The sequence below is a fragment of the Streptomyces sp. NPDC006259 genome, assembly GCF_042870975.1.
Taxonomy (GTDB): domain Bacteria; phylum Actinomycetota; class Actinomycetes; order Streptomycetales; family Streptomycetaceae; genus Streptomyces.
The window spans coordinates 24,820-50,453 of record NZ_JBIAHY010000010.1 but is presented as its reverse complement, the minus strand read 5'-3'; the positions used below and the strand labels follow the sequence as shown (position 1 = coordinate 50,453).

The following is a 25,634-nucleotide window of genomic DNA, read 5'->3' as shown; positions in this document are numbered from 1 at the left end:
TAGACGGGGCCTCATCGAAGCGGTCCCGCGCGCAGGAGGTCGTCGTGGAGACTCCGGGGTCGCAGTCGTCGCTGCACCGAGCCAACCTGGAGCGGGTCGTACGCGCCGTGCGTCTGGCCGGATCCCTCACGCAGGCGGAGATCGCCCGGTCGACGGGGTTGTCCGCGGCGACCGTGTCCAACATCGTGCGTGAGCTGAAGGACGGCGGGACCGTCGAGGTCACGCCCACCTCGGCGGGCGGCCGCAGGGCCCGCAGCGTCAGCCTGAGCGGGGACGCCGGCATCGTCATCGGGGTGGACTTCGGCCATACGCACCTACGGGTCGCCGTAGGCAACCTCGCCCATCAGGTGTTGGCCGAGGAGTCCGAGCCGCTGGATGTGGACGCCTCCTCGACACAGGGCTTCGACCGGGCGGAACAGCTGGTCAGCCGCCTGATCGAGGCCACCGGGGTGGACCGTTCGAAGATCGCCGGAGTGGGGCTGGGCGTCCCCGGTCCGATCGACGTGGAGTCCGGCACGCTCGGCTCCTCCGCGATCCTGCCCGGGTGGATCGGCACCAGGCCCGCCGAGGAGCTGCGGGGGCGGCTCGGCGTGGCCGTGCACGTGGACAACGACGCCAACCTCGGCGCCCTCGGCGAGATGGTCTGGGGCAGCGGCCGAGGCGTTCGTGATCTTGCTTACATCAAGGTCGCGAGCGGTGTCGGCGCCGGTCTGGTGATCGACGGGAAGATCTACCGGGGGCCCGGCGGTACTGCGGGAGAAATCGGACATATTACACTCGATGAGTCCGGCCCCGTCTGCCGTTGCGGAAACCGGGGCTGCCTGGAGACCTTCACGGCCGCCCGCTATGTGCTGCCGCTCCTCCAGTCCAGCCACGGCACGGATCTGACCATGGAGGGAGTCGTGCGGCTGGCGAGGGACGGAGACCCGGGCTGCCGTCGGGTGATCGCCGACGTCGGCCGACATATCGGCAGTGGAGTCGCCAATCTCTGCAACCTGTTGAACCCGAGCCGGGTGGTCCTGGGCGGTGATCTCGCCGAGGCCGGCGAGCTGGTGCTCGGGCCGATCAGGGAGTCCGTCGGCCGCTACGCGATCCCCAGTGCGGCGCGGCAACTCACCGTTCTTCCGGGGGCACTTGGCGGCCGCGCCGAGGTGCTCGGAGCGCTCGCCCTCGCACTCAGCGAGATGGGCGATTCGACCCTTTTGGACGGCACTTTGTCGGCCGCCGCGCCTGCCTTCACTTAGAGAACGAATGACGCCGTTGCCATCTCGTTAAGTATTTACTTCTTGACGTCGCACGTGTGGCCGAGTTGACTTCCAGCCACCTCGGCCGCAGCGTTGCGGCCCTGTCAGGGAGGCACACCCCAATGAACGCAACGATGCGTAGAGTCGTGATCGGCGCCACCGCTGTTTCCATGGCCCTGTCCATTGCCGCTTGCGGCAAGGCGGGCGACGACGACTCCGACAGCAGCAGCTCCGACAGCAAGTCCATCGGCCTGCTGCTCCCCGACAGCGTCACGGCGCGCTACGAGAAGTTCGACAAGCCGCTCTTCGAGGCCAAGGTCAAGGAGCTGTGTTCCGACTGCGACGTGCAGTACGCGAACGCCGCCGCCGACCCGGCCAAGCAGGCTCAGCAGATGAGCAGCATGGTCACCAAGGGCGTCAAGGTGATCGTCGTCTCCGCGCAGGACTCGGCCGCCATCAAGTCCTCCATCCAGTCCGCCGTGGACAAGGGCGTCAAGGTCGTCGCCTACGACCGCCTCGCACAGGGCCCCGTCTCGGCGTATGTCTCCTTCGACAACGTCAAGGTCGGCGAGCTGCAGGGCCAGGCCCTCCTCGCCGCGCTCGGCTCGAAGGCCACCCCGTCGGCGAACGTCGTCATGATCAACGGTGACGACGCCGACCCGAACGCCGGCCAGTTCAAGGAAGGCGCCCACAAGGCCCTCGACGGCAAGGTCAAGATCGCCTACGAGCAGTCCGGCCTGTGGAAGGACACCGTCGCCGCGCAGAAGATGTCCGCCGCGATCACCCAGCTGGGCGCGAAGAACATCGTGGGCGTCTACGCCGCCAACGACGGCATGGCCGGTGGCATCGCCAACACCCTCAAGGGCGCGAAGATCAGCGGCATCCCGCTGACCGGCCAGGACGCGGAACTGGCGGGCATCCAGCGCATCGTCGCCGGCACCCAGTCCTCCACCGTCTACAAGGCCTTCAAGCCGGAGGCGGACGCCGCCGCCCAGCTCGCGGTCAACCTGCTCGAGGGCAAGGACATCAAGTCCCTGGCCACCCAGACGCTGACCAGCGGCTCGGGCGACAAGGTGCCCTCCCAGCTGCTGACCCCGGTGTCGGTCACCAAGGCCAACATCAAGGACACCGTGATCGCGGACAAGCTGTACACGGTCCAGGAGATCTGCACCGCCGAGTACGCCGCCGCCTGCAAGGCCGCCGGCCTCCAGTAGCCGTACAGCGCCCCGCGCGCATCCGGCTCGGGTCCCGGCACGGGACCCGGGCCACCGGCCGCACAGCGGCCTCGTGAGACCCCTCCGACGCCCGCCCCACCTTCACACCCCGCTGCCGGGGCGGGCGTCGGATGGAACCGTTGCCAACCGCGACGGACTCGCGCATGTTCATCCTGTAAACCTCGTGCGTCGACGCCCCGTACCCGTGGGCGTCGCGCACACCCTTCCGCGCCTGTCCCACGGCGCGGCATCCCCGCCGGTCAGGCGGCGAAGGAGATGGTTCACGTGTCCGCTACGCCCGTGCTGGCGTTGCGCGGAGTCTCCAAGCGATTCGGTGCGGTGCAGGCACTCACCGACGTCGAGCTGGAGGTTCACGCCGGAGAAGTGGTCGCCCTGGTGGGCGACAACGGCGCAGGAAAGTCCACCCTGGTCAAGACGATCGCGGGTGTCCACCCCATCGATGAGGGCGTCATCGAATGGGAGGGCAAGCCGGTCAGCATCAACAGGCCCCACGACGCGCAGGGCCTCGGTGTCGCGACGGTCTACCAGGACCTCGCCCTCTGCGACAACCTCGACGTCGTCGGCAACCTCTACCTCGGCCGCGAACTGCTGCGCCGCGGCGTCATCGACGAGGTGACGATGGAGAAGAACGCCCGCGAACTGCTCTCCACGCTCTCCATCCGCATCCCGAGCGTGCGCATCCCGATCGCGAGCCTCTCGGGCGGTCAGCGCCAGGTCGTCGCCATCGCCCGCGCGCTGATCGGCGACCCGAAGGTCGTCATCCTCGACGAGCCCACCGCCGCCCTCGGTGTCGAGCAGACCGCGCAGGTCCTCGACCTGGTCGAGCGGCTGCGCGAGCGGGACCTCGGCGTCATCCTCATCAGCCACAACATGGCCGACGTCAAGGCGGTCGCGGACACCGTCGCCGTCCTGCGCCTGGGCAAGAACAACGGCTCCTTCCCCGTGAAGGACACCAGCCACGAAGAGATCATCGCCGCCATCACGGGTGCCACGGACAACGCCGTGACCCGTCGTGCGGGGCGTCGCACCGCGGAGGCGGCAAAGTGAGCGACACGTCCAAGACCGTGAAGAGCGACACCACCAAGGCCGAGAAGACCGGGGGCGTGGTGGAGGAGCAGAGCACCGTCGCCCCGGCCGACGACCCCACGGCCGCCCCGGTCTCCGTCGTCGACCCGCGCCTGCTGGTCCGCGAGGAGGGCCTCAAGGGCTACGTCACCGAGTTCAAGCGCAAGGTCAAGGGCGGCGAGCTGGGCTCGCTGCCGGTGGTCATCGGCCTGATCGTCATCTGGACGATCTTCCAGTTCAAGAACGACCGCTTCCTGAGCGCCGAGAACCTCTCGAACATCAGCTTCTTCCTCTCGGCCACCGGCATGCTCGCCATCGGCCTGGTGTTCGTGCTGCTGCTCGGTGAGATCGACCTGTCCGTCGGTTCCGTCAGCGGCCTGGCGTCCACCCTGTTCGCGGTGTTCGTGGTGGACCACACCATGAACCCGTGGCTGTCGCTGCTGCTGACGATCATCACCGGCGTCGCCATCGGCGCCCTGCACGGCTGGTTCTTCGCCAAGATCGGCGTACCGGCCTTCGTGGTGACCCTGGCCGGCTTCCTCGGCTGGAACGGCCTGATGCTGTGGCTGCTGGGTTCCAGCGGCACCATCAACATCCCGTCCGACTCGGGTCCGGTCCACCTGCTCGGCCAGAACTCCTTCTTCATGGACCAGGCCATCATCGGTGCCTACGTCCTGGCGGGCCTCGGTGTCGGCTCCATGCTCATCGGCTCCTTCGGTGAGCAGCGCCGCCGCCGGATCGCGGGCGTCCCGTACCGGCCCACCAGCGAGATCCTGCTGCGCGTCGGCGCCCTCGCCGTCGCGTCCTTCACCGCCGCGGCCGTCCTGAACAACGCGGCCGGCGTCTCCAACGCACTCGTCATCTTCCTGGCCGCGCTGGTCATCGTCGACTTCGTCCTGCGCCGTACGACCTTCGGCCGTCAGGTCTTCGCGGTCGGCGGCGGCATCGAGGCGGCCCGCCGCGCCGGTATCAACGTGCCGATGATCCGCATCACGGTGTTCGCCATCGCCGGTGGCTTCGCCGCGGTCGGCGGTATGTTCTTCGCCGGCCAGACCGCGAGCGCCACCCTGAACGCCGGTGGCGGCAACACGCTGATGCTGGCGATCGCCGCGGCCGTCATCGGCGGCACGAGCCTCTTCGGCGGCCGTGGCACCGTGTGGTCGGCCCTCCTGGGCATGCTGGTCATCCAGTCCATCCAGACCGGTCTCGACCTGCTGAACATGAACACCTCGATCCAGTACATGATCACCGGCGGTGTTCTGCTCGGCGCGGTCGTCATCGACTCCATCTCCCGCAAGAGCCAGAAGGCCGCCGGCCGCGGCTGACGGTTCACGGACGCGTCGTACGGCGCGCCCGCCGCAGCACCCGACCGTGCCCGGCACTGCGACAGTGCCGGGCACGGTCATGTCGTACAGCCCTCTCGTACAGCCGTTTCGCACAGCCGCGCCGATCGCACGGTCATGTCATAAGAAGCCCGCATGGTGGGTACGGCCGATCCGTGACGTACGACGCACGGGGCGGGCGCCGGCCGCCGGACCGGAACATTAGACTCGACGAGCCCGGCAACAGCTCGATCAGCTCTACAGCAAGGAGGCACGGGTGCCGCTGCTGACCCGCATCAGGGGACCGCGCGATCTGGACCGGCTCAGCCTGGAGGAGCTGGACCAGCTGGCAGGGGAGATCCGGACCTTCCTCGTCGACGCCGTGTCCAAGACCGGCGGCCACCTCGGCCCCAACCTGGGCGTGGTCGAGCTCACCATCGCCCTGCACCGGGTCTTCGAGTCGCCGAAGGACAAGGTGCTCTGGGACACCGGCCACCAGTCCTACGTGCACAAACTGCTCACCGGCCGGCAGGACTTCTCGCGGCTGAAGATGAAGGGCGGCCTGTCCGGCTACCCCTCGCAGGCCGAGTCCGAGCACGACGTCATCGAGAACAGCCACGCCTCCACGGTGCTCGGCTGGGCCGACGGCATCGCCAAGGCCAACGAGATCCTGGAGCGGGACAGCCGTGTCGTGGCCGTCATCGGTGACGGCGCCCTGACCGGCGGTATGGCCTGGGAGGCGCTGAACAACATCGCCGAGGCCAAGGACCGTCCGCTCGTCATCGTCGTCAACGACAACGAGCGGTCCTACGCGCCGACCATCGGCGGCCTCGCCAACCACCTGGCGACCCTGCGCACGACCGACGGGTACGAGCGTTTCCTCGCCCGGACCAAGGACATCCTCGACCGCACCCCGGTCGTCGGAAAGCCCCTCTTCGACACGTTGCACGGCGCCAAGAAGGGCCTCAAGGACTTCATCGCGCCCCAGGGCATGTTCGAGGACCTCGGCCTGAAGTACGTCGGCCCGATCGACGGCCACGACATCGAGGCCCTGGAGTCGGCGCTGGCCCGGGCCAAGCGCTTCGGCGGCCCCGTCATCGTGCACTGCCTCACCGAGAAGGGCCGCGGCTACCAGCCCGCCCTCCAGGACGAGGCCGACCGTTTCCACGCCGTCGGCAAGATCCACCCCGACACGGGGCTGCCGATCGCCAGCAGCGGGGCCGACTGGACCTCCGTCTTCGGCGAGGAGATGGTCGAACTCGGCTCCGAGCGCGAGGACATCGTCGCCATCACCGCGGCCATGCTCCAGCCGGTCGGCCTGGACAAGTTCGCCAAGGCCTTCCCCGAACGCGTCTACGACGTCGGCATCGCCGAGCAGCACGGCGCCGTCTCCGCGGCGGGCCTCGCCCACGCGGGCGTGCATCCCGTCTTCGCGGTCTACGCCACCTTCCTCAACCGCGCCTTCGACCAGGTCCTCATGGACGTCGCCCTGCACCGGTGCGGGGTCACCTTCGTGCTGGACCGGGCCGGTGTCACCGGCACCGACGGCGCCTCCCACAACGGCATGTGGGACATGTCGATCCTCCAGGTCGTGCCGGGCCTCCGGCTGGCCGCCCCGCGCGACGCCGACCAGGTGCGCGCCCAGCTGCGGGAGGCCGTCCAGGTCGACGACGCGCCGACCGTGGTGCGCTTCTCCAAGGGCGCCGTCGGACCCGCCGTACCCGCCGTGGGACGCGTCGGCGGCATGGACGTGCTGCGGGAGCCGGGCACCGACCGGCCCGACGTGCTGCTCGTCTCCGTGGGCGCCCTCGCCCCCATGTGCCTGGAGATCGCCGCCCTCCTCGACCGGCAGGGCATCTCCACCACCGTCGTCGACCCGCGCTGGGTCAAGCCCGTCGACGAGGCCATGGCCCCGCTCGCGGAGCGGCACCGCGTCGTCGTCACCGTGGAGGACAACTCGCGCGTCGGCGGCGTGGGCTCCACGATCGCCCAGGCGCTGCGCGACGCCGGCGTCGACGTACCCCTGCGCGACTTCGGCATCCCGCCCCGCTTCCTCGACCACGCCACCCGCGCCGAGGTCATGGCCGAGATCGGACTGACCGCCCCCGACATCGCCCGCCAGGTCACCGGCCTGGTCTCCAGGCTCGACGGGCGGTACGACAGCACGGCCGCCGAGGTCGAGCCCGCACGCGACTGACCGGACCGAACGGGACCGACGGGACCCGTGCCGACCCGCCCGACGGGCCGGTTTCACCGCTGATTGAGTGGTGAAACCGGCCCATTTGCGTGAATGAGCCCGCGCCGGGGCATACGCAATAGGCCCCCTCTCGATCATGTCGGGGACGACACAGCGTGGGAGGTAAACCCGTGAGCAGCAGCCTCTTCCGGACGAAGAAGGTCGAGCAGTCCATCCTCGACACCGAGGAACCGGAGCACGCGCTCAAGAAATCGTTGTCCGCGCTCGATCTGACGGTCTTCGGCGTGGGCGTCATCATCGGCACCGGCATCTTCGTCCTGACCGGCACGGTCGCCAAGAACAACGCCGGCCCCGCCGTCGCCCTGGCCTTCGTGGCGGCCGGCGTCGTCTGCGCCCTCGCCGCGCTCTGCTACGCCGAGTTCGCCTCCACCGTCCCGGTGGCCGGCTCCGCGTACACCTTCTCCTACGCCTCCCTCGGGGAACTGCCCGCCTGGACCATCGGCTGGGACCTGGTCCTGGAGTTCGCGCTGGGCACGGCGGTGGTCGCGGTCGGCTGGTCCGGTTACATCGCCTCGCTGCTGGACAACGCGGGCTGGCATCTGCCGGAGGCCCTCGGCGTCCGCGACGGGGCCGACGGCTTCGGTTTCGACATCCTCGCCGCCGCGCTCGTCCTGGTCCTCACCGGCATCCTCGTCCTGGGCACCAAGCTCTCCGCGCGCGTCACCTCGATCGTCGTCGCCGTCAAGGTGACCGTCGTCCTCGTCGTGATCATCGCGGGCGCCTTCCTCATCAAGGGCGACAACTACGACCCGTTCGTCCCCAAGGCGCAGGCGGTGCCGGCGGGTGACAGCCTCCAGTCCCCGCTGATCCAGCTGATGTTCGGCTGGGCGCCGTCCAACTTCGGCGTGATGGGCATCTTCACCGCCGCGTCCGTGGTCTTCTTCGCGTTCATCGGCTTCGACGTCGTCGCCACGGCCGCCGAGGAGACCAGGAACCCGCAGCGCGACATGCCCCGCGGCATCATCGGCTCCCTCATCATCTGCACCGCCCTCTACGTGGCGGTGTCGATCGTCGTCACCGGCATGCAGCACTACACCAAGCTGTCCGTCACCGCGCCCCTCGCCGACGCCTTCAAGGCCACCGGACACCCCTGGTACGCGGGTTTCATCAGCTTCGGCGCCGCCGTCGGCCTCACCACGGTCTGCATGATCCTGCTGCTCGGGCAGACCCGCGTCTTCTTCGCGATGAGCCGCGACGGACTGCTGCCGCGCTTCTTCTCCCAGGTCCACCCGCGGTTCAAGACCCCGCACCGGCCGACCATCCTGCTCGGCGTGCTCATCGCGATCCTGGCCGGCTTCACGCCCCTGAGCGAACTCGCCGAACTGGTGAACATCGGCACGCTCTTCGCCTTCGTGGTCGTCGCGATCGGCGTGATCATCCTGCGCCGCACCCGCCCCGACCTGCCCCGCGCCTTCCGCACGCCGTGGGTGCCGATCCTGCCGATCCTGTCGGTGCTGGCCTCGCTGTGGCTGATGCTCAACCTGCCCGCCGAGACCTGGCTGCGCTTCGCGATCTGGATGGTGATCGGTTTCGTCGTCTACTTCCTGTACGGCCGTTCCCACAGCCGTCTGGGACGCGGCGAGGGGACGCCCGTCGGCCGGGTGATCAAGCCCGACCCCGGCGAAGGCCGCTGAACACCCCGTCACACGGCCCCGTGTGTCCCGCCCCGGCGGTGACCGCGGGGCCGGGCTCGGTTCGGCCGCGTACGACCGTCCGAGGGGTGCGCGGGGCGCGGCCGCTCACGCCCGGATCGTGCGGGGCCCCGTCACCTCGGCGCCCAGCGCGGTCACCCGTCGGCGCAGCTCGCGGTCGGCGGTGACGACCAGGCGGGGGCGGTCGCCGAACCGGGCCACCAGGTCGACGATGTGGTCGTCGCCGCTGCCGGGCGCCGACTCCACCCGCACGCCGGAGACCGGTTCCACACCGCGTGCGGCGCCCTCGACGACGAGGACCACCTCCACGGGCCCGGAGTGCCCCGGCAGCCCGTCGGCGGCCAGCCGGTCCCGCAGCCGCTCCGCGGCGCCCCGCCGGTCGCGCCACCACCCGTCGGGCACCGACCCCACGACGTTCGCGGCGTCGACGATCAGGAGGAGCGGGCCGTTGTCGTCGTCCATGGCGCCCAGGGTGCCACGGACGAACGCCCCGGAGGGCGGCCTCGCGCGACGGCCCCGCGACGACGGCTTGCGACGACGGGGTCGGACCCGGTCCCGCGCGACGGCCACGGGTGACGGCCCGCGACGACGGCCCGCGATGACGGCTTGGGCGACGGCCCCCGGTCGACGGCCCTTCGATGACGGCTTCGGACACGGCCGCGCGACGACGGCCTGCGATGACGGCTTCGGCCCCGGTCCTGGGCGACGGCCTTGGGCGATGGCCTTGGGCGATGGCCTCCGACGACGGCCCCTCGACGGCAGCTTCGGACACGGCCCCGCGACGACGGCCTGCGATGACGGCTTCGGAGCCGGTCCCGGGTGACGGCCACGGGCGACGGCCCCGCGCGACGGCCTTGCGACGACGGCTTCGGACGCGCCCCCCCGCGACGACGGCCCCGCGACGACGGCCTCGGACCTGGCCCCGCACCGCGGCCCCGCACCCGCCCGCGCACGACGGCCTCCGACCTGCCCCGCGCGCGGGCGTCCGGGGACGGCCGTCATACAGTGATCGGGTGAACGGCGAATGGCTCGTACGTGGCCGCGACGGGCGGCTCTGTGTCTACCTGACGTCGGACGACGCGGTCCTGTGCCGCGCGGAGCACACCCCCGGCGGCACCTGGGACCCACCCCGCAAAGTCGGCGGCGACCAGAAGGTGCATCCCGTCCTCGCCGTCGGCCGGGGGCGCGACGCGTACGCCCATCTGGTCTCCTGGCGGCCCACCGCGGCGGGCCAGGCGGGCCTGGTGCACTCCGTCCACTTCCGGCCCCTGCTCGCCGCCCTCGACTGGGCCCCGGTCGGCCACCCGAACGCCAAGGGCGACCGCACCGGCACCCCCGCCGTGGCGGTGGACGCCCAGGGGCGGGCGCACGTCTTCGTGGCCCGCGCCGGCACCGGACTCGGCATGGCCGCCCAGAAGGAGAAGGGCGGCTGGGACCCGTGGCGCGACCTGAAGGGGCCGGACGTCGAGGGAGCGCCGGTGGCGCTCGCGGGGGAGTCGGGGCGCGTCGAGGCGTACGCGGCCGTCCCCGGCGGGCTCCAGCACTGGCGGCAGGAGCAGCCGGGCACCCCGCCCGTCCTCGGGGAGTCACTGGAGACGCCGGTCCGCCCCGGCACCCTGCGGGCCCTGGCCACCTCGCCGCAGCGCACCACGCTGTACTACACCGACCACTCGGGCGACCTGTGCGCCTGGCGGCCCGGCGGCAAGCCCGTCGCCCTGCTCGCCGCGGCGGGCCCCGGTCCGGTGGCCGCCGTGCGCTGTGAACTCGACGGCCACGACTGCACGTTGCTCGCCCAGCGCTCGGCCGGCGGCCGGGTCGCCTTCGCGGCGTACCCCACGGAGGAGGAGGGCGCCGGCGCCTGGTGGACCGAGTCGGGACCCCGGCTTCCCGCCGACGCCGAAGTGGCCCTCGCCCGGGACCACGAGGACCGGGTGGTCGCGGCGAGCCTGTCCCCGTCGGCCGGCCGGCTCCTCGTCACCCGCCGCAAGGACGAACCGGGACTGGCGCTGACGGCGTGGCAGGAGGTCTGACGGGTCTCGGCCCACCCGCACGGACAGGAAGAGGGCCCCCGCCGACCGGCGGAGGCCCTCTTCTCACGCGTACGCGTACGCGTCCCTGCTGTGCGTCCGTGCTACGCCGGGATCGACGCCACGCCCGGAGCCAGGAACTTCTTGCCGTTCACCCGCTCCGACACACCCTCACGGTCCAGGTACGGCGTGATGCCGCCGAGGTGGAAGGGCCAGCCGGCACCGGTGATGAGGCAGAGGTCGATGTCCTGGGCCTCGGCGACGACGCCCTCGTCGAGCATGAGCCCGATCTCCTGCGCCACCGCGTCCAGGACGCGCTCGCGGACCTGCTCCTCGGTCAGGACGGTGTCGCCCTGCTTCAGCAGCGCGGCGACCTCCGGGTCCAGCTCCGGCTTGAAACCGTTCTCCGCCGAGTAGACGTAGAAGCCGCGCTTGCCCGCCTTGACGACGGCCGCGAGGTTCGGGGAGACCGTGAAGCGGTCCGGGAAGGCCCGGTTGAGGGTCTCCGAGACGTGCAGGCCGATCGCGGGACCGACCAGCTCCAGGAGGACGAGAGGCGACATGGGCAGGCCCAGGGGCTCCACCGCCTTCTCCGCCACCTCGACCGGCGTGCCCTCGTCGATGACGTTCTGGATCTCGCCCATGAAGCGGGTGAGGATCCGGTTGACGACGAACGCCGGGGCGTCCTTCACCAGCACCGCGGTCTTCTTCAGCTTCTTGGCGACGGCGAACGCCGTGGCCAGGGAGGCGTCGTCGGTCTGCTCACCGCGGACGATCTCGAGCAGCGGCAGGATCGCGACCGGGTTGAAGAAGTGGAAGCCGACGACCCGCTCGGGGTTCTTCAGCTTCGACGCCATCTCGGAGACGGACAGCGAGGAGGTGTTGGTGGCGAGGACCGCGTGCGCCGGGGCGACCGCCTCGACCTCCGCGAACACCTGCTGCTTGACGCCGATCTCCTCGAACACGGCCTCGATGATGAAGTCCGCGTCCGCGAAGCCCTCGGCCTTGTCCAGCACACCGGTGACCAGCGCCTTGAGGCGGTTGGCCTTGTCCTGGTTGACACGGCCCTTGCCGAGCAGCTTGTCGATCTCGGCGTGGACGTAGCCCACACCCTTGTCGACGCGCTCCTGGTCGATGTCGGTCAGCACGACCGGCACCTCCAGGCGGCGCAGGAACAGCAGGGCGAGCTGCGAGGCCATCAGGCCCGCGCCCACGACGCCGACCTTGGTGACCGGGCGGGCCAGGTTCTTGTCCGGGGCGCCGGCGGGACGCTTGGCGCGCTTCTGCACCAGGTTGAAGGCGTAGATGCCGGCGCGCAGTTCGCCGCCCATGATCAGGTCGGCGAGGGCCTGGTCCTCGGCGTCGAAGCCCTGCTGGAGGTCGCCGTTCTTGGCGGCGGCGATGATGTCGAGGGCGCGGTAGGCGGCCGGGGCCGCGCCGTGCACCTTGCTGTCCGCGAGGGCACGGCCCTTGGCGACGGCCTGGTCCCAGGCCTCGCCGCGGTCGATCACCGGACGGTCGACGACGATCTCGCCCTTGAGGACGGACGCCGTCCAGATCAGCGACTGCTCCAGGAAGTCCGCGCCCTCGAACAGGGCGTCGGCGATGCCCAGTTCGTAGACCTGGGCGCCCTTGAGCTGCTTGTTCTGGTTGAGCGAGTTCTCGATGATCACCGAGACGGCCTTGTCGGCGCCGATCAGGTTCGGCAGCAGGGTGCAGCCGCCCCAGCCGGGGACCAGACCGAGGAAGACCTCGGGCAGCGAGAAGGCGGGCAGGGCCGCGGACACCGTGCGGTAGGTGCAGTGCAGACCGACCTCGACGCCGCCGCCCATGGCCGCGCCGTTGTAGTAGGCGAAGGTCGGCACGGCCAGGCCGGAGAGGCGCTTGAAGACCTCGTGGCCGCCCTTGCCGATGGCGAGCGCGTGCTCGTGCTCCTTCAGCAGCTCGACGCCCTTGAGGTCGGCGCCGACCGCGAAGATGAACGGCTTGCCGGTGACGCCGACACCGACGATCTCGCCGGCCGAGGCCTCTTTCTCGACCTGGTCGACGGCGGTGTTCAGGTTCGCCAGCGACTGCGGTCCGAAGGTGGTCGGCTTGGTGTGGTCCAGGCCGTTGTCGAGGGTGATCAGGGCGAAGCGCCCGGCACCCTGCGGCAGGTCGAAGTGGCGTACGTGCGCCGACGTGACGACCTCGTCCGGGAACAGCTCGGCCGCACCCTTCAGCAGCTCAGCGGTGGTGCTCACTTGTCCCCCTCGAAGTGCGGGTTCTCCCAGATGACCGTCGCGCCCATGCCGAAGCCGACGCACATGGTGGTCAGGCCGTAGCGGACGTGCGGCTGCTCCTCGAACTGGCGGGCCAGCTGCGTCATCAGACGGACGCCGGAGGAGGCCAGCGGGTGGCCGAAGGCGATGGCGCCGCCGTACTGGTTGACGCGCTCGTCGTCGTCGGCGATGCCGTAGTGGTCCAGGAAGGCCAGGACCTGGACGGCGAAGGCCTCGTTGATCTCGAAGAGACCGATGTCGGAGATGGACAGACCGGCCTGGGCCAGTGCCTTCTCCGTGGCCGGGATCGGGCCGTAGCCCATGACCTCCGGCTCGACACCCGCGAAGGAGTAGGAGACCAGGCGCATCTTGACGGGCAGGCCGTTCTCGCGCGCGAAGTCCTCGGAGGCGATGAGGGAAGCGGTGGCGCCGTCGTTGAGACCGGCCGCGTTGCCGGCGGTGACCCGGCCGTGGACGCGGAACGGGGTCTTCAGCCCGGACAGGTTCTCCAGGGTCGTGCCCGGACGCATCGGCTCGTCGGCGGTGACCAGGCCCCAGCCCGTCTCACCGGCCTCGGGGCTCGTCCGCCGAACGGAGACCGGGACCAGGTCGGCCTGGATCTTGCCGTTCGCGTAGGCCTTGGCGGCCTTCTCCTGGGAGCGCACGGCGTACTCGTCGGCGCGCTGCTTGGTGATCTGCGGGTAGCGGTCGTGCAGGTTCTCCGCGGTCATGCCCATGAACAGGGCGGACTCGTCGACCAGCTTCTCGCTGACGAAGCGCGGGTTGGGGTCCACGCCCTCACCCATGGGGTGGCGGCCCATGTGCTCGACACCGCCGGCGATGGCGATGTCGTAGGCGCCGAAGGCGACGGAGCCGGCGACCGTGGTGACGGCGGTCAGGGCGCCCGCGCACATGCGGTCGATGGAGTAACCGGGCACGGAGGTCGGCAGACCGGCCAGGATGCCGGCGGTGCGGCCGATGGTCAGGCCCTGGTCGCCGATCTGCGTGGTCGCGGCGATGGCGACCTCGTCGACCTTCTTCGGGTCGAGACCGGGGTTGCGGCGCAGCAGCTCCCGGATCGCCTTCACGACGAGGTCGTCGGCCCGGGTCTCGTGGTAGATGCCCTTCGGGCCCGCCTTGCCGAACGGGGTACGGACGCCGTCTACGAAGACGACGTCCCTGACGGTACGAGGCACGATGGCTCTCCTCCAGGTGCGGGATGGCACTGCTGCGTTGCGCAAGCGCTGAGCGCGCGCTCAGAACCCATGCTACTTGTGGGTAACGTAGCTGCACAGCCCTTGCGGTGGGAGCGGCGAATGTCACACGTCCGGCGGAGCGGTCGAGCCCCGCGGCGTCGCACGGTCGCGGCCTCCCGACGGCTTCGCGGACCGTCTCCGGATCGGAGAACGGTCCGTCCCAGGGTCGCAGGAGGGGTCCGTCTCCGGATCGCAGGACGGTCCGCCTTCGGTGTTGAGGCCCGAACAGCGTACGGGCCGCCTCCGCGCCCTGTCCGCGCACGTCGCCGCTGATCGTCGTGGCTGATCCCGGTGAGCGTCGGACGATCAGCCGGCACGGCCGGGAGTCGTCCCGGACCGACGCCGACACGTCCCGCGCGCGACACGCCCGCCCCGCCCCCGCTCGGTCGCCGCGCCAGCCCGGCCCCCCGCTCGGTCGCCGCGCGAGCCCGGCGGCGGCCGACGGCGTGCACGTCCGTCGCCGACCGGTCCGACCGGGTGTGCGTGAGCACCGCCGTACGGGATCTTGGCGCGATTTCGACGTCGCTGTTCCCCTTCGCGGGCCCCTGAGCGGCCCACGGGAGGCGACTCTCGGCAGGAGCGGCGATCAGGTGAGGCCGCCGACAGGGGGGCGGGCACGAGCCCGCTCACGGCCGCGGCGGTCGCCGTATGACAGCGATGTCCACGGCGGTTAGGCGGGTCCCCGCGCCCCGGTCTCCTCCGCGCCGGTCTCCTCCACCCCGGCCACCGGTGACCCGGACCCGGCCTGGCGCGTGCCGCTTCCCTGTTCGCCCGTCCCCTTCGCCGACAGTGCCGCCGTCAGCACCGGCGTCACCTGCTCGACCTGCCAGGGTCGTGCGCCGAGGGCCGTCAGGGCCGACGCGATCGACTCCGTGTCGACGGGCTGCGGCGGCTCCCAGCAGACCCTGCGGACGGTGTCGGGGGAGATCAGGTTCTCCTGCGGCATGTTCAGCTCCTCGGCCACCGCCGAGACGGCCGACCTCGCCGCCGAGAGGCGGGCCGCCGCCTCGGGGTCCTTGTCCGCCCAGGCCCGCGGCGGCGGGGGCCCCACGACCGACTGCCCCGGCTGCGGCAGCTGCGACTCGGTCAGTGCCTTGGCCCGGTCGACGGCCGCCTGCCACTGCTCGAGCTGGCGCCGGCTCATCCGGTGCCCGAAGCCGTTGAGCGCGGCCAGCGCGTGCACGTTGACCGGCACGGCGAGCGCGGCCTCCACGATCGCCGCGTCCGACAGCACCTTGCCGGGCGACACGTCCCGCCGCTGGGCGATCCGGTCACGCGTCTGCCACAGCTCCCGCACCACACCGAGCTGGCGGCGTCGGCGCACCTTGTGCATTCCGGACGTACGGCGCCAGGGATCCTTGCGGGGCTCGGGCGGCGGCGCGGAGGCGATCGCGTCGAACTCCTGCCAGGCCCAGTCCAGCTTGCCCTGCCGGTCCAGCTCCTTCTCCAGCGCGTCCCGCAGGTCGACGAGGAGTTCGACGTCCAGGGCGGCGTAGCGCAGCCACGGCTCGGGCAGCGGACGGGTGGACCAGTCGACGGCCGAGTGTCCCTTCTCCAGGACGAAACCGAGGACGCCCTCGACCATCGCGCCGAGGCCGACGCGGGGGAACCCGGCGAGCCGCCCGGCCAGCTCGGTGTCGAAGAGGCGGGTGGGCACCATGCCTATTTCCCGCAGGCAGGGCAGGTCCTGGGTGGCCGCGTGCAGGACCCACTCCACGCCGGACAGGGCCTCGCCGAGCCCGGAGAGGTCGGGGCAGGCGATGGGGTCGATCAGTGCGGTGCCGGCGCCCTCGCGGCGCAACTGCACCAGATAGGCGCGCTGGCCGTAGCGGTAGCCGGACGCGCGTTCGGCGTCCACGGCGAGGGGACCGGAGCCGGCGGCGAAGACGGCGATCATCTCGGCGAGCGCGGCGTCGTCCGCGATCACGGGGGGAATGCCCTCGCGCGGTTCGAGCAGTGGTGTCGGCGCCCCGGTAGCAGTCGATCCGTCGTCTTCCGGAGGGGCGCCCCCGGTGGTTCGCAGTGAGCTGGCTGCTGCGGTTTCTTCGGCGTCGGTCACCTGTCAAGGGTATCCGTGTGTGGACGGAGCCCGCCGACGGAACGTTCCGTCGGCGGGCTCCGCGGGGTCGCAAACCAGTCAGGTCGGTGAAGGGGAAGGCGTGGATCGGGCGGATCGAGGGGGAGAGGGGTGGATCAGCGGCCGATCGGGGGAGGGGCGGGATCGTGCTTGACATGGGGGCGGACCCTCGGCCCGGCCGTGGTCCTCAGTGGATGATGCCGGTGCGCAGCGCCACCGCGACCATCCCGGCGCGGTCGCCCGTGCCGAGCTTGCGGGCGATGCGTGCGAGGTGGCTCTTGACGGTCAGGGCGGACAGGCCCATGGAGACGCCGATCGCCTTGTTGGACTGGCCTTCGGCGACCAGACGCAGCACCTCCACCTCGCGGCCGGACAGCTCGCGGTAGCCGCCCGGGTGGCTCGGGGCACCCGGGGGGCGGCGGTGGAGGCGGGCGGCGGCCGCGCCGATGGGGGCGGCACCGGGCCGGGTGGGGAGCCCGACGTTGGTGCGGGTGCCGGTGACGACGTAGCCCTTGACGCCGCCGGCGAGGGCGTTGCGTACGGCGCCGATGTCGTCGGCCGCGGAGAGGGCGAGCCCGTTGGGCCAGCCCGCGGCGCGGGTCTCCTGCAGGAGGGTGAGGCCGGAGCCGTCGGGAAGGTGGACGTCGGCGACACAGATGTCGCGGGGGTTGCCGATGCGGGGACGAGCCTCCGCGACGGACGAGGCCTCGATGACGTCGCGCACACCGAGCGCCCACAGGTGGCGGGTGACGGTGGAGCGGACGCGCGGGTCGGCCACGACCACCATGGCGGTGGGCTTGTTCGGGCGGTAGGCGACCAGGCTTGCGGGCTGCTCGAGGAGAACGGACACCAGGCCTCCTGGGAGGGGGACGACGGGGCCGGCTCGTGGGGATGAAGCCGGGACGAACCGTGCTTTCAAGGTCACAGTCGTCTTCGGCACCGAACCCTTGGTCCTTTAGAGAATGATCACGATCTAGTGAGTAACAATCCGTGCAATTCGGACGCGTGATCGATCATCCGAAGATCGAATCGGTTTGAGCGGGCGTTGTATGCGATCGAAAGTGGCCGTATCGACAAAGAGATGGTCAATCGAGGCGGCCGTTCGAGGGAGTCCGCGGTTATCGGCGCCGAACACGGCGCGTGAGCATGGCCGGTCGGCCGGAAAGCCCAGGGCGGCACGGCCGACCACAGGAGCGCGGAGACGCGGAGACGCGGAGACGCGGAGACGCGGAGACGCGGGAAGCCCGGTGGTCGGTGAGACCGGCGAAGGCCGAGAAGGCGGAGCAGGCCGAGAAGGCCGAGCAGGCCGAGAAGCCGGAAGGGGGTCAGCGAAGTCGGAGCGGCGGGGGCGGCCGGAGCGGGGCCGGGGCGGCCGGGGGAGGCGACGCGGGGGGAGGCGACGCGGCCGGAGCCGTCCGAGCGGCCGCGGGGGTGCCGGCGGTCGGCGAGGCGTGCGAGGGCGGGGTGCGGCGGGATCCGCCGGTGGGCGTGGTCAGTGCGACTGCGGGCCCCGCCGCTGCGGCAGCGTCACCACGGAGGCGTCCCCGGGACCGGCCGGCGGCAGCCCCGCGACCTGCGCCAGCAGATCGCACCAGGCCGCCATGTGCGCCGCCGTGTCCGGCACCCCGCCCAGCCCCTCGCGGGGCGTCCAGGAGGCCCGGATCTCGATCTGCGAGGACGGCGGACGTTCCGACAGCCCGCCGAAGTGGTGCGAACTCGCGCGCGTGACCGTGCCGCTCGGCTCGCCGTACGTCAGCCCGCGCGCCTGGAGCGCCCCGGTCAGCCACGACCAGCACACCTCCGGCAGCAGCGGGTCGACGGCCATCTCCTGCTCCAGCTCCGCCCGCACCAGGGTGACGAGCCGGAAGGTGCCGCGCCAGGCGTCGTGCCCGGCCGGGTCGTGCAGCAGCACGAGGCGACCGTCGGCCAGGTCCTGGTCGCCGTCCACGACGGTCGCCTCCAGCGCGTACGCGTACGGCGCGAGACGCCGCGGGGCCGGTGTCGGCTCGACCTCGATCTGGGGCCGCAGCCGGGCGGTCCTCAGCGCGTCGACGGCGGCCCGGAACGGCGGGGGATCCGCCCTGCCGCCCTCCCGGCCCTCCTCGTTCCCGTCATCCATCCCGCCCGTGCCGTCCGACAGTCGTCCCTGAGCCGCAGCCATGCGGGGAAGATTAAGGGGAACGGGAGCCTCGCGCAGGGCAAGACACCCGTGCGCGCACCTCGGACGGCTGCGCGCTGGGCGAACACGCGCACGGTCAGGGGGGTGCCGACGGGTGTGCCGCGGGCGGTGAGGGCGGCGGCCCCGCCGGTTTCCGCCGGGTTTCCGCGCCATGGGAGACTTGCCGTCGTGAGCGCGAACGAGAGCCCCGCGGGCCGGCAGCCGACAGCGACGTACGACAGCCCCTTCCTGAAGGCGTGCCGGCGGGAACCGGTGCCGCACACGCCCGTGTGGTTCATGCGCCAGGCCGGGCGCTCGCTGCCGGAGTACCGCAAGGTGCGCGAGGGCGTCCCGATGCTCGAGTCCTGCATGCGGCCGGAGCTGGTCACCGAGATCACCCTCCAGCCGGTGCGCCGGCACGGCGTGGACGCGGCGATCTACTTCAGCGACATCGTCGTCCCCCTCAAGGCGATCGGCCTCGACCTCGACATCAAGCCCGGCGTCGGCCCGGTCGTCGCCGAGCCGATCCGCACCCGCGCCGACCTCGCCCGGCTGCGCGACCTCACCCCCGAGGACGTCTCCTACGTCACCGAGGCGATCGGCCTGCTGACCCGCGAGCTGGGCCCGACCCCCCTCATCGGTTTCGCGGGCGCGCCTTTCACCCTCGCGAGCTACCTCGTCGAAGGCGGTCCGTCGCGCACGTACGAGAACGCCAAGGCGATGATGTACGGCGACCCCGGGCTCTGGGCCGACCTGCTGGACCGTCTCGCGGACATCACGGCCGCCTTCCTGAAGGTGCAGATCGAGGCGGGCGCCTCCGCGGTGCAGCTGTTCGACTCCTGGGTGGGGGCCCTCGCCCCGGCCGACTACCGCCGCTCGGTGATGCCCGCCTCGGTGAAGGTCTTCGAGGCCGTCGCCGGGTACGGCGTCCCGCGCGTCCACTTCGGCGTCGGCACCGGTGAGCTGCTCGGCCTGATGGGCGAGGCCGGCGCGGACGTCGTCGGCGTCGACTGGCGGGTCCCGCTCGACGAGGCCGCCCGCCGGGTCGGTCCCGGCAAGGCGCTCCAGGGCAACCTCGACCCGACGGTGCTGTTCGCGTCCACCGAGGCCGTCGAGACCAAGACCCGTGAGGTCCTCGACGCCGCCGCGGGCCTGGAGGGCCACGTCTTCAACCTCGGTCACGGCGTCATGCCGTCCACCGACCCGGACGCGCTGACCCGCCTCGTGGAGTACGTCCACACCCACACCGCTCGCTGACCCGCGGGGTCCGCCGCATCCGCCGCGCGCGGGGAGCCCGCGACCGCCGGTGCCGGGCCTGCCGAGGCCGGTCAGGTAGACGCCGGCCTGCCGTGGCACCGCCGAGGCCGGTCAAGCCCACGCCCTGCCCGGCCGGCGGCGCTTCCTCCACCTCGGGCCGTCCCACCCGGCCCGGGGCGGACGGCCGCCGCGGGCTCTCACCAGCCGGGCCGGGCTCTCCTGCCGAACAGCAGGCCGCGCGGCTCCGGGGGCGGCGGCGTGCCGCGTTTCAGGGGCCAGGCGAGCAGCATGCCCGCGAGGAAGCCGACGACGTGCGCCGCGTACGCCACCGTGCCCGCGTCGGAGACGCCCTCGCCGGACGAGTACACCGCCTGGAGGCCGAACCAGAACCCCAGCACCACCCAGGCCGGCAGCCGCAGCGGCAGGAAGATCAGGAACGGCACCAGGACCCACACCCTGGCCTTCGGGTACAGCACCAGATAGGCGCCCAGCACCCCCGCGATCGCTCCCGAGGCACCGATCAGCGGGTCGGTCGAGTCCGCGTTGACGAGCGCGAAGCCGTACGACGCCGCATAGCCGCAGGCGACGTAGAACAGCGCGAAGCGGACGTGGCCCATGCGGTCCTCGACGTTGTTGCCGAAGATCAGCAGGAACAGCATGTTGCCCAGCAGGTGCAGCCAGCCGCCGTGCAGGAACATCGCGGTGAGGACGCTCAGCGCCGGGGACTTCTCGTAGTCCGGTGGACCCGCCAGGCAGCCGCCGCCGCGGACCTCCCCGGTGGGGACGAGCTGCGGCAACTGATGGTGGATCAGCTCGCGGGGGACGGCCGCGTAGTGCTCCAGGAACGCGTGCAGATGGCAGGTCTGCGCCAGCGTGCTGTCACCGGCCACCGAGCCGGACAGGCCCGGCATGAACAGGAACACGAAGACGTTCACGGCGATCAGCGCATACGTCACCACGGGAGTGCGGCGCACAGGGTTCACGTCATGGACGGGGATGACCACAAGGAAGTACTGCCCCCGATCCGTTGGGTGAATCGGTGAACGGGGCTCCCCGCGGACGCGTATGAACCGGCAACCGCCCGCGGCACTGGGAAGGCGGGCCGCGGGAACGACGTGAGGAACAGGCGATGAACGACCGGGTTACTCCTCCGATGCACGCCACACCCGACGGCGAGGCGGAGATCGCGCTCGTGATCCGGCTCCCCTGGGAGGACGTGGCACGGCTCGGCCAGGAGGCGGGGCGGCTGGCCGCGCAGACGCAACGGCCGGTGACGCTCGACGAGGCCGTCAGCCACCGGCTGCGGTCGCGGCCCGCGCCGGCGGCGCACGCCAAGCCGGCCGAACAGCCGCCCTCGGCGGCGGTCTCCGCGTTGCCGCGGCTCAGCGGGACGGCGTAGGCCCGGTCGTCGCCATCCCGTCCGCCGGGCCACGCCCGGCACGCGCTCCCGCCGCACCGGGCGAAGGCCCGCGTACCTCCGGGACGAGGCCGTCCGCCCGGCACACCACGATCAGGCACCGGACGCCGCCCGGCCCGTCGTGCGGCCCGTCACCCGGCCCGTCGTGCGGCCCGCCGTGCGGGCGGACGACGGAGAGGCGGCGACAGGATCGGGGCGCGTCGCGGGTGCGGCTCGGTGCGCTCACGAGGCCCGCACCTTCGACGCCGCCTTTCGCGCCGCCACCAGTACGGGATCCCACACCGGGCTGAACGGCGGGGCGTAACCCAGGTCCAGGCTCGTCATCTGTTCGACGGTCATGCCCGCCGTCAAGGCCACCGCCGCGATGTCGACGCGCTTGGCCGCGCCCTCCCTGCCGACGATCTGCACGCCGAGGAGACGGCCCGTGCCGCGTTCGGCGAGCATCTTGACCGTCATGGGGGAGGCGCCGGGGTAGTAGCCGGCCCGGCTGGTGGACTCGATGGTGACGGTCACGTGCCGGAGGCCGGCCCGGCGCGCGTCCTTCTCGCGCAGGCCCGTGCGGGCGATCTCCAGGTCGCACACCTTGCTGACGGCGGTGCCGACGACGCCGGGGAAAGTGGCGTGGCCGCCGCCGGCGTTGGTGCCGATGACCTGTCCGTGCTTGTTGGCGTGGGTGCCGAGGGGCACGTGGCGTTCCTGACCGGAGACCAGGTCCAGGACCTCGACGCAGTCACCTCCGGCCCAGATGTTCTCGTGGCCGCGCACCCGCATCGCCAGGTCGGTGAGGAGACCGCCGTGGGCGCCCAGGGGCAGGCCCGCCGCCTCGGCCAGGGTGGTCTCCGGGCGGACGCCGATGCCGAGGACCACCACGTCCGCCGGGTACTCGGCGTCCGGTGTGACGACCGCCCGCACCCGGCCGTCGTCGTGGGTGAGCAGCCCGGTGACCTCGGCGTCGTTCACCATGGTGATGCCGAGGCCCTCCATGGCCCGGTGCACCAGGCGGCCCATGTCCGGGTCGAGCGTCGACATCGGCTCGCTGCCCCGGTTGACGACCGTCACCAGGTATCCGCGCTTGATGAGCGCCTCGGCCATCTCCACGCCGATGTAGCCCGCCCCGATCACCACGGCATGCCGCCCACGCGCGCGTGCACGCGTGAGCGTGTCGAGCAGCTCCTGCCCGTCGTCCAGCGTCTGCACCCCGTGCACGCCGTCCGCGTCGGCCCCCGGCATCTCCGGCCGGATCGGCCGGGCTCCGGTGGCGATGACGAGCTTGTCGTAGGACGCCCAGGAATCCGCCCCGGAATCGACGTCACGCGCGTGCACCCGCTGCCGGGCCAGGTCGATCTCCGTGACCTCGGTGCGCAAGCGCAGGTCGATCCCCCGCGCGCGGTGTTCCTGCGGGGTGCGGGCGACCAGTTCGTCCCGCTCGGCGACGTCACCGCCGACCCAGTACGGGATGCCGCAGGCCGAGTAGGACGTGAAGTGGCCCCGCTCGAAGGCCACGACGTCCAGTTCTCCGGGCTCCCTCAGCCGACGGGCCTGGGACGCCGCGGACATGCCCGCGGCGTCCCCGCCGATCACGACCAGCCGCTCCCGCCCGGCCGCCCCGCGGCCCGTGCTCTCCCTCATCCTCATGCCGACACGCTACGGCGCACGGGGATGTGGGCCTGGCCTGGCCCTGCCGGTCCCGGTCCTGCGCGGCCTGTCCCGGTCCGGCCTGCCCCGGTCCGGTCCGGTCCTGCCCGGCCGGGTGCCGTCCGGGCAGGTTCCGTCCGGCCCGGTGCCGTCCGGCCGGTTCCGCCGGTCCCTCCGAGGTCCGGCCGGCGACGGGATCAGTCCTCTTCGGTCCCTTCCCGCTCGGCCTCGACCGCCCGCGCGGGTCGGCGCCGGGGCCGCAGCAGCCGCAGCCACACGAACAGGAGCACCGCGAGCACCGCGGCGAACGGCAGCACCGCGCCGAAGACGACCGCGATCCAGCGCAGCATCGTCACGAACGCCTCCCAGCCGCCGGCCAGCGCGTCCACGAAGCCGGGGTCGTCGTCCTCCGCCTCGACCGGCACGGGCTTCTCCGACAGGGTCAGGGTGATCGTGGCCATGCTGGTGCGGTCCTTCAGGGACGCCTGCTGGGCGAGGAGGGCCTCCAGGTCGGCCTCCCGGCGGCCGAGTTCGCCCTCCAGGGTGACCACGTCGCTGAGCTTCGTCGCCCGGTCCATCAGTTCGCGGACGCGGGTCACGCTGGCGCGCTGCGAGGTGATGCGGCTCTCCACGTCCACGACCTGGTCGGTGACGTCCTGGGCCTTCGCCGTGCGCTCCAGGAGCTTGCCCGCGCCCTGGAGGCCGGCGAGGACGTCGTCGTACTTGTCCACCGGCACCCGCAGGACGACGTGGGTCTGTTCGCTGCTGTCCGTGTCATGGACGGTCGTCTCGTCGCTGACGTAACCGCCCGCGTTCTCGGTGGTGGTGAGGACCTGACCGAGGGCCTTGGGCACGTCCTTGACCTGGACGGTCAGGGTGGCGGTGCGGATGATGCGGTTCGCGGACGGTTTCGGCGCCGTGGTCGCCTTCGAGCCGCTCGCGCCCGCACCGGCCTTGGCGTCCTCGGCCGGCCGCGCGACGCCGGCCTCCGGGCCGGCCGCCTTCCCGGAGCCGCTGCCGCTGTCCGCCGTGTCGCCGGCGCCGGCGCCGCATCCGGTGAGGGCGACGGCGGCGGCGAGCAGGATGCCCGTCAGGGCGTGGGCGGGTCGTACGGAACGTCGTGTGCGCATGTGGGCGTACCCCCGGGGTTCGGCGACGGCTGTCGGTCCTTCGACGCGCGGGCGGTCCGGGACGTTGGCCTCCAACGGTTCCGAACAGGTCACGGTCGGGACGCGGGAAGGACACCCGGGGACGGACACGGGGCGATCGGGGGCGCGATCGGGGCGTCGGTGCGGTTTGAGAGAGTGGGGACATGAGCGCAACGGGTACGAGCACGGGGCACGTCGTCGTGGTGGGAGCCGGTATCGCGGGGCTGGCGGCCGCCCACCGGCTGCTGGAGCGCGGCGCGCGCGTGACCGTCCTGGAGGCGTCCGACCGGGTCGGCGGCAAGCTGCTGCCCGGTGAGATCGCGGGCGTCCGGGTCGACCTGGGCGCCGAGTCGATGCTCGCCCGCCGCCCCGAGGCGGTCGCCCTCGCGCGCGAGGTGGGCCTCACCGGCCGCCTCCAGCCGCCGGCCACCGCCACCGCCTCGATCTGGACCCGCGGCGCCCTGCGCCCCATGCCCAAGGGCCATGTCATGGGCGTCCCCGGCACCGCCTCGACGCTGGCCGGCGTCCTCTCCGACGAGGGGCTCGCCCGCATCGCCCGCGACGCCGACCTGCCCCGCACCGAGGTCGGCGAGGACGTGGCGGTCGGCGAGTTCGTGGCCGCCCGCCTGGGCCGTGAGGTCGTCGACCGCCTGGTGGAGCCCCTGCTCGGCGGGGTCTACGCCGGCGACGCCTACCGCCTCTCGATGCGTTCGGCCGTCCCGCAGCTGTTCCAGGCCGCGCGCACGCACCGCTCGCTCACGGAGGCGGTCCGCGAGATCCAGGCGAAGGCCGCCGCGAACCAGCAGACCGGGCCGGTCTTCATGGGCGTCGAGGGCGGCGTCGGCTCACTGCCCCTCGCGGTGGCCGCGTCCGTCGAGGCGCGCGGCGGCGAGATCGTGACCCGCGCGCCGGTGAGCGCGCTGCGCCGCGAGCCGGCCGGCGGCTGGCGCGTCACCGCCCGCGACCGGGTCCTGCACGCCGACGGGGTGGTCGTCGCCGTCCCCGCGCCCGCCGCCGCCGCACTGCTCGCCGCCGAGTCCCCGGGGGCCGCCGCCGAACTGCGCACCGTCGAGTACGCCTCGATGGCCCTGGTCACGCTCGCCTACCGCCGCTCCCGGGCCGTCCTGCCGGACGGCAGCGGATTCCTCGTCCCGCCCGTCGACGGCCGCACCATCAAGGCGGCCACCTTCGCGTCGCGGAAGTGGGGCTGGATCGCCGACGAGAACCCGGACGTCACCGTGGTGCGCACCTCCGTCGGACGGCACGGCGAGACGGAGATCCTTCAGTCCTCCGACGCCGAACTCGTCGACGTCTCCCGGCACGACCTGGAAGCCGCCACCGGCCTGGACGCCACGCCCCTCGAAACCCGCGTTACCCGGTGGACGGACGGCCTGCCCCAGTACCCGGTCGGCCATCACGCGCGCGTGGCCCGCATCCGCGAGCACGTCGCGAAGCTCCCCGGCCTCGCGGTGTGCGGCGCGCCCTACGACGGCGTCGGCATCCCCGCCTGCATCGCGAGCGCCTACGCGGCGGTCGACCGGATCGGCGGCGACGACAGCGCGGGACGGGAGCTGACGGCCGACCCCGTGCAAAGTCTGCACGGCGGGGCGGGAGAATGAGAAC

At 72.2% G+C, this 25,634-nt stretch carries 19 protein-coding genes; 10 read left to right on the top strand and 9 right to left on the bottom strand.

The window, feature by feature from the left end:
• Positions 1–44: 44 nt before the first annotated feature.
• The 6 genes from ACFYO5_RS33325 to ACFYO5_RS33300 all read left to right on the top strand — a co-directional run bounded on the left by ACFYO5_RS33325 (position 45) and on the right by ACFYO5_RS33300 (position 8,757).
• A complete protein-coding gene (locus tag ACFYO5_RS33325) occupies positions 45–1,244 on the top strand; it encodes an ROK family transcriptional regulator (protein WP_356562324.1) in 1,200 nt (399 codons plus the stop codon).
• Positions 1,245–1,366: 122 nt separating this feature from the next.
• Positions 1,367–2,458 carry a sugar ABC transporter substrate-binding protein gene (locus ACFYO5_RS33320; RefSeq protein ID WP_388716066.1) on the top strand — a complete coding sequence of 364 codons (1,092 nt, stop codon included), beginning with the start codon at positions 1,367–1,369 and terminating at the stop codon, positions 2,456–2,458.
• 276 nt (positions 2,459–2,734) lie between these two features.
• The gene (locus ACFYO5_RS33315; RefSeq protein WP_356562326.1) at positions 2,735–3,526 is read left to right on the top strand and encodes an ATP-binding cassette domain-containing protein; all 792 of its coding nucleotides are present in this window, start codon (positions 2,735–2,737) and stop codon (positions 3,524–3,526) included.
• Complete coding sequence (locus tag ACFYO5_RS33310; RefSeq protein WP_388716063.1) at positions 3,523–4,869, top strand: sugar ABC transporter permease; 1,347 nt, start codon at positions 3,523–3,525, stop codon at positions 4,867–4,869. The genes ACFYO5_RS33315 and ACFYO5_RS33310 overlap by 4 nt, the downstream gene beginning before the upstream one ends.
• Before the next feature lie 274 nt (positions 4,870–5,143).
• Positions 5,144–7,063 (top strand): 1-deoxy-D-xylulose-5-phosphate synthase, encoded by a 1,920-nt coding sequence (gene dxs / locus ACFYO5_RS33305; RefSeq protein WP_356562330.1) that lies wholly within the window; start codon positions 5,144–5,146, stop codon positions 7,061–7,063.
• Between the two features lie 170 nt (positions 7,064–7,233).
• On the top strand, positions 7,234–8,757 hold the full coding sequence (locus tag ACFYO5_RS33300) for an amino acid permease (protein ID WP_388716060.1): 1,524 nt from the start codon (positions 7,234–7,236) through the stop codon (positions 8,755–8,757).
• Between the two features lie 105 nt (positions 8,758–8,862).
• On the opposite strand, the gene ACFYO5_RS33295 is transcribed toward ACFYO5_RS33300, so the two are convergent.
• Positions 8,863–9,237 carry an NTP pyrophosphohydrolase gene (locus tag ACFYO5_RS33295; RefSeq protein ID WP_356562334.1) on the bottom strand — a complete coding sequence of 125 codons (375 nt, stop codon included), beginning with the start codon at positions 9,235–9,237 and terminating at the stop codon, positions 8,863–8,865.
• A gap of 551 nt (positions 9,238–9,788) precedes the next feature.
• Between ACFYO5_RS33295 and ACFYO5_RS33290 the strand changes: the two genes are divergently transcribed.
• Positions 9,789–10,805 (top strand): hypothetical protein, encoded by a 1,017-nt coding sequence (locus tag ACFYO5_RS33290; RefSeq protein ID WP_388716056.1) that lies wholly within the window; start codon positions 9,789–9,791, stop codon positions 10,803–10,805.
• A gap of 101 nt (positions 10,806–10,906) precedes the next feature.
• Here the strand turns inward: ACFYO5_RS33290 and ACFYO5_RS33285 are convergent, their stop codons facing one another.
• The 5 genes from ACFYO5_RS33285 to ACFYO5_RS33265 all read right to left on the bottom strand — a co-directional run bounded on the left by ACFYO5_RS33285 (position 10,907) and on the right by ACFYO5_RS33265 (position 18,557).
• Entirely contained in the window at positions 10,907–13,045 is a 2,139-nt protein-coding gene (locus ACFYO5_RS33285) for a 3-hydroxyacyl-CoA dehydrogenase NAD-binding domain-containing protein (protein ID WP_388716053.1), read from the bottom strand.
• Positions 13,042–14,259: an acetyl-CoA C-acyltransferase gene (locus ACFYO5_RS33280; RefSeq protein WP_356562339.1), complete on the bottom strand. Its 1,218-nt coding sequence runs from the start codon at positions 14,257–14,259 to the stop codon at positions 13,042–13,044. Before ACFYO5_RS33280 ends, ACFYO5_RS33285 begins: the two co-directional genes overlap by 4 nt.
• A 730-nt stretch (positions 14,260–14,989) precedes the next feature.
• The gene (locus ACFYO5_RS33275; RefSeq protein WP_388716050.1) at positions 14,990–16,378 is read right to left on the bottom strand and encodes an HRDC domain-containing protein; all 1,389 of its coding nucleotides are present in this window, start codon (positions 16,376–16,378) and stop codon (positions 14,990–14,992) included.
• Between the two features lie 205 nt (positions 16,379–16,583).
• Positions 16,584–17,246 (bottom strand): response regulator transcription factor, encoded by a 663-nt coding sequence (locus ACFYO5_RS33270; RefSeq protein WP_356562343.1) that lies wholly within the window; start codon positions 17,244–17,246, stop codon positions 16,584–16,586.
• Positions 17,247–17,888: 642 nt separating this feature from the next.
• Positions 17,889–18,557, bottom strand: a complete 669-nt coding sequence (locus ACFYO5_RS33265; protein ID WP_388716046.1) for a DUF3000 domain-containing protein — start codon at positions 18,555–18,557, stop codon at positions 17,889–17,891.
• A 186-nt stretch (positions 18,558–18,743) separates the two neighbouring features.
• On the opposite strand from ACFYO5_RS33265, the gene hemE reads away from it, so the two are divergent.
• A complete protein-coding gene (hemE, locus tag ACFYO5_RS33260) occupies positions 18,744–19,811 on the top strand; it encodes a uroporphyrinogen decarboxylase (protein WP_388716043.1) in 1,068 nt (355 codons plus the stop codon).
• 197 nt (positions 19,812–20,008) lie between these two features.
• On the opposite strand, the gene ACFYO5_RS33255 is transcribed toward hemE, so the two are convergent.
• Positions 20,009–20,815: a rhomboid family intramembrane serine protease gene (locus tag ACFYO5_RS33255; protein ID WP_356562348.1), complete on the bottom strand. Its 807-nt coding sequence runs from the start codon at positions 20,813–20,815 to the stop codon at positions 20,009–20,011.
• A 125-nt stretch (positions 20,816–20,940) separates the two neighbouring features.
• Between ACFYO5_RS33255 and ACFYO5_RS33250 the strand changes: the two genes are divergently transcribed.
• On the top strand, positions 20,941–21,210 hold the full coding sequence (locus ACFYO5_RS33250) for a hypothetical protein (protein ID WP_356562350.1): 270 nt from the start codon (positions 20,941–20,943) through the stop codon (positions 21,208–21,210).
• 240 nt (positions 21,211–21,450) lie between these two features.
• Here ACFYO5_RS33250 and ACFYO5_RS33245 read toward each other — a convergent pair whose 3' ends face one another.
• Together ACFYO5_RS33245 and ACFYO5_RS33240 are read right to left on the bottom strand one after the other, a co-directional pair.
• Positions 21,451–22,857: an FAD-dependent oxidoreductase gene (locus ACFYO5_RS33245; RefSeq protein WP_388716467.1), complete on the bottom strand. Its 1,407-nt coding sequence runs from the start codon at positions 22,855–22,857 to the stop codon at positions 21,451–21,453.
• A 203-nt stretch (positions 22,858–23,060) separates the two neighbouring features.
• Positions 23,061–23,993 carry a DUF4349 domain-containing protein gene (locus tag ACFYO5_RS33240; RefSeq protein ID WP_388716039.1) on the bottom strand — a complete coding sequence of 311 codons (933 nt, stop codon included), beginning with the start codon at positions 23,991–23,993 and terminating at the stop codon, positions 23,061–23,063.
• Between the two features lie 182 nt (positions 23,994–24,175).
• Here ACFYO5_RS33240 and hemG point away from each other — a divergent pair, with 182 nt between their 5' ends.
• On the top strand, positions 24,176–25,630 hold the full coding sequence (gene hemG / locus ACFYO5_RS33235; RefSeq protein WP_388716036.1) for a protoporphyrinogen oxidase: 1,455 nt from the start codon (positions 24,176–24,178) through the stop codon (positions 25,628–25,630).
• Positions 25,631–25,634: the final 4 nt, after the last annotated feature.

Bases quoted from the DNA above. Each gene is read 5' to 3' on its own strand.
- ACFYO5_RS33320 (WP_388716066.1), top strand. From the start codon at position 1,367: ATGAACGCAACGATGCGTAGAGTCGTGATCGGCGCCACCGCTGTTTCC.
- ACFYO5_RS33315 (WP_356562326.1), top strand. From the start codon at position 2,735: ATGGTTCACGTGTCCGCTACGCCCGTGCTGGCGTTGCGCGGAGTCTCC.
- ACFYO5_RS33295 (WP_356562334.1), bottom strand. From the start codon at position 9,237: ATGGACGACGACAACGGCCCGCTCCTCCTGATCGTCGACGCCGCGAAC.
- ACFYO5_RS33265 (WP_388716046.1), bottom strand. From the start codon at position 18,557: ATGGCTGCGGCTCAGGGACGACTGTCGGACGGCACGGGCGGGATGGAT.
- ACFYO5_RS33250 (WP_356562350.1), top strand. From the start codon at position 20,941: ATGAACGACCGGGTTACTCCTCCGATGCACGCCACACCCGACGGCGAG.
- ACFYO5_RS33245 (WP_388716467.1), bottom strand. From the start codon at position 22,857: ATGAGGGAGAGCACGGGCCGCGGGGCGGCCGGGCGGGAGCGGCTGGTC.
- ACFYO5_RS33240 (WP_388716039.1), bottom strand. From the start codon at position 23,993: ATGCGCACACGACGTTCCGTACGACCCGCCCACGCCCTGACGGGCATC.
- hemG (WP_388716036.1), top strand. From the start codon at position 24,176: ATGAGCGCAACGGGTACGAGCACGGGGCACGTCGTCGTGGTGGGAGCC.